Here is a 6,000-nt window from a genome sequence, read left to right as displayed (position 1 = left end):
CGGGCTTGGCGTTGGCCTCGTCAACCAGGGTGACAATCCGCTGTTTGACATCGTCGGGAATGCTGATCGGCGGATGATCCTGGGGCAGGGCTTGCGAGCCGCCCGAGCTGGCCGGGCCCTCGGCGACCGCAACAACCGGGAAGGGCTGTGAGCGCAGCACAAAGACCCACAGGCCGACGCCAACGGCCAGGTATGCCGACAGCACGACCAGTCCGGCAAACAGGGACTGCTGCACTACCGGTGGGGCTGGAGTTCGGGTGGCCGTCTTGCCGTCTTTTTTACCGGCGGCTTTTTTGGCATCCGACAGCGCCGCACCACACTCGGTACAAAAGCGGGCCTGGGGGACGGTCTGGACGCCACACTGGGGACAGAAACGCATTGCTGATCCACCTTTAGCAGTTGGCCGGCGTGGTCTTCAAGATACGCCCCCCCCAGATCTATCAGGAACGACCCGCAGCGGCTAGGTCCGGCCCTGTGCCAGACCATTGACAGGACCGAAGCCGGCTAGGTAAGGTGCTCCCGTTTCCCTCTGGAGGGTGTATGGCAAAAAAAGCCGATCCACGCTTAGCCGCGGGCAAGAAGGTGATAGACGAATGGGGCATCAGTCTGGCTCGACTCCAGGACGGGAGCGTGTCACTCGACGAGCTGCAAGCCCGTCAGGGCCAGGACCCGGGGGCTGACCTGGCCCTGGCTGCCCTGCTCGGCGATCATCCCGTCCCCCAGGCCGCCCAGCTGCTGCTCGACTGGGAGGCGCGCAAGCCGAACAAAACCCTGCGGCGGGCCATCCACCGTGCGCTGTACAAGCTGTCGCAAAAAGGCGTGGCCATCGACCGTCCCGACCAGGAGCCGGCCAAGTCGATCCTGACCCCGATTGAACCCGAGGGCTATCTGTCGTCCATGGACGGCCACGGGGACCGCCTGGTGTGGCTGGTCAAGCCGCGCATCGGGGGCGGGCTCCACTACCTGTCGGCTCTCATCAACGAGCCGGACGGGATGCGCCGCCTTGAGGCCACCGAAGTCAACCGCAAGGGTATCAAGGCGGCCCGCCAGGATCTTGCCGAGCGCTATCAGATCGCCCTGGTTGGAGCCCCCTGGCGATACTGTGACTTTCTCATGTCTGAGGGCTATGAGCGGACTCAAGCAAAAGGCCAGCCCGATCCGCCGGGCCCGTCAGGACAGTCTGTTGACGCCTATCCCGCCCTGCGCTCCCACCTGCTGTCCAGCCCGACCAAGGCTGCCCCGGTGCCCCCGCCTGAGGGTATCGATCCGGCCGAGATTGCCAGCCAGGACAACTGGCTCAGCACCTCGAGCCAGTTGTTCGAGGAGCCCGACCTCCAGCGCTGGCTGCTCGACCAGGACCAGGCCAAGCCGTATGTCGACCAGATGACCCAGGCCCAGGACAGCCCCCTGGTCCTCAACAAATACCAGCAGCAGGACCGCGCCCAGGGGATTATCGACACCGTGCTGGCCGAGCTGTTCAGCGGGGACAGCGCTCGGACCTATGCCCGCCGCCTCGAAGAGACCGCGTTCCATTTGGCCGCCCGTTCCCGTTTCGATAGCGCCAAGCGTGCCTTGGCCGTCGCCCTGGCCCTGCAAAAAGACGGCGGCAAAGGCATCCCGTTTTGTGAAGATCTGGTCCGTCAGAGCATTGCCGTGCACTATCACGAGGAGCACCCGCAGGAGCAGGAGCAGGAAGGCGCACCCGGCTCGCTTATCATGAAACCGGCCGATTTTGCCGCTCGCATGCAGGCTGCCCGGCGGCAGCAACGGCAGACGTGGTAACATCCTCGGTCAAACGGCCCGAGTTGCGGGCCGGTGGTGATTTCTGGTATCCCCAAGGCAACGCGTGACCGTCTGTAAAGGTTCGCGCCGGGAAGGGGAGCGACCATGTCTCGCCCTGCACCTGCCGATATTACGTTCTTATCCTCGCTGCATTCGGGAACGATTCTGTCCTGCCCCGATTGTGGCATGGGTCTGTACATGCTGACCAAGAAGGTCCAACGTGGGGGACGCTTCGCCGGCTCGGTCAAATCCTTAGTCGGCGTGCCGGAATACGCGGGTGGCGGGATGCCGAGGCGCTGTCCGCTGTGCAAGCGCGGAGAATGGTGGTATCCACCCGGCACGGTGCATACCCTGCAACATGGCTGGGTAGAGTGATACGGGAGGCTGATTGATGCCGACAGAGTCATCCACAATCAAGGATTATCACGTCCATGTGTATTTTGACCGCGAGACCCAGACCGAGGCGGAGCGGGTGCGGGACGGCCTGGCCGAGCACTTTGACGTCGAGCTGGGCCGTATCCACTTCAAGGCGGTCGGGCCGCACCCGCAGTGGATGTATCAGGTGAAGTTCAACCCCGACCAGTTCGGCCGACTCGTGCCCTGGCTGATGCTCAACCACGAGGGCTTGAACGTGCTGGTGCATCCGCAGACCGGCGACGACGTGGCCGACCACTCGGACAACGCCCTGTGGCTGGGCCGTAAGCTGCGGCTGAAGCTCGGCTTCATGAGAAAGATGGCGGCCAAGAAACGCGCCCAGGCCAAAGCCTGAGCCGCGTATCACGCCTGACTTCCCATGCCTGTCCAACTCAGCTTAAGCGTTGTCGATCAGTCTCCAGTCCGTCAGGGCGGGACGGCCGGCGACGCGCTGCACGAAACCATCGCCCTGGCCCAGGCGGTCGAGACCCTGGGCTATCAGCGCTACTGGGTGGCCGAGCACCACAGCCTGCCCGGCTTTGCCGGCACCTGTCCCGAGGTCATGGTCGGCCAGATTGCGGCCCGGACCTCCCGGCTGCGGGTCGGCAGCGGCGGGGTCATGCTGTCCCACTACAGCGCGCTCAAGGTGGCCGAGACCTTTCGGATGCTGGAGTCTCTGTATCCGGGCCGGATTGACCTCGGTATCGGCCGTGCGCCGGGCAGCGACCAGCGCACCGCCGCCGCCCTGGCCTACCCCGGCAAGATGCGCGACATCCAGGATTTTCCCGAGCAGGTCGAGCATGTCATCTCCTACCTGGGCGACGCCATGGACCCGTCTCATCCGTTTGCTGCGGTCAAAGCCAGCCCAAGCCCGCCTGCTACCCAGCCCGAGGTATGGCTGCTGGGCTCGGGCATTGACTCGGCCCTGCTGGCCGCCGAGCGCGGGTTGCCGTTCAGTTATGCGTATTTCTTCGGCGCCGGCGTCGAGCACGGGCCGACCATTGTCGAGCACTACCGGCGTCGCTTCCGCCCGTCCGAGCACCTGGTCGAGCCGCGGGTGAACGTCGCCGCCCAGGTCTTGTGCGCCGAGACCGAAGAGCAGGCGCGCCGGCTGGCCCTGAGCCGCAACCTGGTCCGGCTCAATATCCTTCGTGGTCGCGGCACCGGGGTGCCGCCGGTCGAGGAGGCCGAAGCCTATCCCTACAGCCCCCAGGAGCGGGCCTACCTGGAGCAGCAGAGCCGGGTCAACATCGACGGCGACCCCGAGCAGGTCAAGGCCAAGCTTGAGCGGTTGGCCGAGCTGTACGAGACCACCGACCTGAGTGTCGTGACAATCTGTTATGCCTTTGCCGACCGGCTGCGGTCGTATGAGCTGATCGCCCAGGCGTGCGGGCTCACGCCTCCCGATACCGCCCGCGCCTGACCGCCCGCACCCGGACCGCATACGGCCCAGCAGAGCGGGTGCATGGCGTCGCGTTCTTGATCGTGCTTTGCATGCCCCAAGGTGGTCCCTCCTCTCCCACAAATCCCCCTGCGTTGGTGCGCTTCTCCCTTTGCCAAAGGTAATAACATACTTGACTAACCAAGTCTGATTTGCTATAGTCTTGAGTATGACACAGCAGCCCGAAACAACCCACACGCCGCAGACGCTTCAAGAAGCCATGACGTACTTTGCAGACGAGGAACGGTGCATTGCCTACCTCGTCCAGCAGCGCTGGCCCCAGGGCGTCACCTGCCCGACTTGCGGGAGCGATAAGGTGCATTACCTCGCCAATCAGCGGCGCTGGAAATGCAAGACGAAACACGCCCGACAGCAGTTCAGCGTGAAGGTCGGCACGGTCATGGAAGACAGCCCGATCCCGTTGACCCAGTGGCTTCCGGTCATGTGGATGCTGGCGAACTGCAAGAACGGCATCTCGTCCTACGAGGTGCACCGCGCCTTCAAAATCACCCAAAAGACCGCCTGGTTCATGCTCCATCGGATTCGGCTCGCCATGCAGGACGATACGCCTGAAAAGCTGTCCGGCCAGGTCGAAGCAGACGAAACCCTGATCGGCGGCAAGGCTCGGTTCATGCACAAGAGCCGCAAGGAGAAGACTTTACAGGGTGGTCGCGGATCGGCTGGCAAAACGATTGTGGTGGGGCTGCTGGAACGTGGCCGGGACAAGAAGAAAAGCCGGGTTCAGGCGGCTGTCGTGAAGAATACCGACCGGCCTACTTTACACCGGGAAGTCCGCCAGCGGCTTGAGACGGGCAGCGAACTCCATACTGATGAGCATAGCGGCTATGTCGGCCTTGAGGATGAGTACACCCACGAAGTCATCAGCCATGCCGCAAGCGAGTATGTCCGGGGCCACGTCACGACGAACGGGATTGAGAACTTTTGGACCCTACTCAAACGCACCATTAAGGGGTCATACGTCAGTGTCGAGCCCTTCCACCTGCATCGGTATCTGGATGAGCAAGCCTTTCGGTTCAACGTGCGGGGCGGGAAAGACCCGGACCGCTTCGACCACGTTGCCCGCACACTCACGGGCAAGCGTCTCACCTACCAAAAGCTGATCGGTGGTCAACCAACCCCCGCGTGATCACGCGGGAACGCCGAGGCAGACGACTTAAAACGCCCGCTTCATCACGCATGAAAGATACGTTGACAGGCACGAGAGAGCGGTCTACGGTGGAGGAGTAAGGGGCCGGCGGGATTCAAACCCGCGTCTCCGGTGGTGCGAACACCGGCGCCAAAAATCGCTTGACCACGGCCCCTCATACACCAAGGCGACTCTGGGATGAACCCTAGAGTCGCCTTCTTTTATCACCCATTTGAAAAGCGTTCAAGATGGAAGCACCCTACAGGGAGCCCTATAGGGCTCCCTGTAGGGCATTTGACTTTCTTTTTTCTCCCTGTTAGGGTGCCCCGTACTGGAGGATTGCTGATGAAAGCGTTCACACCAGAATTTATGGAGACCACATTACGCGCCCTACAAAAACATAAGCAGATGCTTGAGAACCAGGTAGCCGAGACTAAACGGGAGATAGGTACGATTGATGAGCAGATCCAGCAATTCCAGAGTGCCATTAAAACCTCGCGGCAAAACGGCAAGGTCAGTAGTGAGCCGGGAAAGATGAGGCGCGAACGCGGAGCCAATGTACGTCAGGTCAAAGCCTGGTTCGACGATAATCCGCGGCGTGGTTTTACTATGCGCGAGTTGCAAGACGCGACCGGCTTACAGAATGGTTCTATTCACAACGTCTTAGCGAAAGGGAACAATGGGTATTGCAAGGATGAGGAGACGGGAAAGTGGTGGAGGAAAGAAGACCGCCCTCAGGAGACTGAGAGCGCCAAGGACGACCCAACGCCCACCTCGGAAGCAGGGGCATCTCTTCTAGGCGCAACGTAGCGTAGCGTACTGACTAGATTCAGAGAGTGAAAAGATGAACGGAACTTGACGGGAAAAGAAAAGCGCGGTGTAGCAGACCGCGCTTTCAAACCCAAAAACCTTTTAGCAGCAGGTATTTACGATGTCCAAGAGAACATCGCTGGGGTCTTTTTGTACCGTAGCACGCGCCCCACCATTTTGCAAGGAATTAGGCATTGATTCGCTCTGGGTTGGGTGAACGGTCGGTGAAAACCGTCCACCCCAGAGCTACTGCTGCCCGGCTCTGAACGAGACGAGACACCACAAGCAGACGGAAAATAGCCTTTCTGTCGGAGTCCCGTCAAGACCTGTGTTCAGTGGGCAGCCTCAAGAGAAAGTCGAGCCTAATATGAAGACAAAGAAAGTGACTCCACAGAAGCAAAGAAGG

At 61.4% G+C, this 6,000-nt stretch carries 7 protein-coding genes and 1 tRNA gene; 6 read left to right on the top strand and 2 right to left on the bottom strand.

What is annotated here, in order from left to right:
• Window positions 1-379: zinc ribbon domain-containing protein (locus tag J4F42_08770; protein ID MCE2485590.1), on the bottom strand; the 379-nt coding region annotated here is incomplete at its 3' end.
• Window positions 380-540: 161 nt separating this feature from the next.
• On the opposite strand from J4F42_08770, the gene J4F42_08765 reads away from it, so the two are divergent.
• The 5 genes from J4F42_08765 (at window position 541) to J4F42_08745 (ending at window position 4,784) form a co-directional block, all read left to right on the top strand.
• Entirely contained in the window at window positions 541-1,782 is a 1,242-nt protein-coding gene (locus J4F42_08765; GenBank protein MCE2485589.1) for a hypothetical protein, read from the top strand.
• Window positions 1,783-1,887: 105 nt separating this feature from the next.
• Window positions 1,888-2,157 (top strand): hypothetical protein, encoded by a 270-nt coding sequence (locus tag J4F42_08760; GenBank protein MCE2485588.1) that lies wholly within the window; start codon window positions 1,888-1,890, stop codon window positions 2,155-2,157.
• Between the two features lie 16 nt (window positions 2,158-2,173).
• A complete protein-coding gene (locus J4F42_08755) occupies window positions 2,174-2,551 on the top strand; it encodes a DOPA 4,5-dioxygenase family protein (protein ID MCE2485587.1) in 378 nt (125 codons plus the stop codon).
• Window positions 2,552-2,575: 24 nt separating this feature from the next.
• Window positions 2,576-3,619 carry an LLM class flavin-dependent oxidoreductase gene (locus J4F42_08750; GenBank protein ID MCE2485586.1) on the top strand — a complete coding sequence of 348 codons (1,044 nt, stop codon included), beginning with the start codon at window positions 2,576-2,578 and terminating at the stop codon, window positions 3,617-3,619.
• 238 nt (window positions 3,620-3,857) lie between these two features.
• The gene (locus tag J4F42_08745) at window positions 3,858-4,784 is read left to right on the top strand and encodes an IS1595 family transposase (GenBank protein MCE2485585.1); all 927 of its coding nucleotides are present in this window, start codon (window positions 3,858-3,860) and stop codon (window positions 4,782-4,784) included.
• 100 nt (window positions 4,785-4,884) lie between these two features.
• Here J4F42_08745 and J4F42_08740 read toward each other — a convergent pair.
• A tRNA-Ala gene (locus tag J4F42_08740) sits at window positions 4,885-4,959 on the bottom strand.
• Between the two features lie 170 nt (window positions 4,960-5,129).
• Here J4F42_08740 and J4F42_08735 point away from each other — a divergent pair.
• Window positions 5,130-5,594: a hypothetical protein gene (locus J4F42_08735; GenBank protein MCE2485584.1), complete on the top strand. Its 465-nt coding sequence runs from the start codon at window positions 5,130-5,132 to the stop codon at window positions 5,592-5,594.
• The last annotated feature ends 406 nt before the right edge of the window (window positions 5,595-6,000 follow it).

This window comes from Desulfurellaceae bacterium (assembly GCA_021296095.1).
Lineage (GTDB): Bacteria > Desulfobacterota > Binatia > Bin18 > Bin18 > JAAXHF01.
Note: the sequence above shows the minus strand (reverse complement) of the source record. Positions and strands in the feature narration are given on the sequence as shown.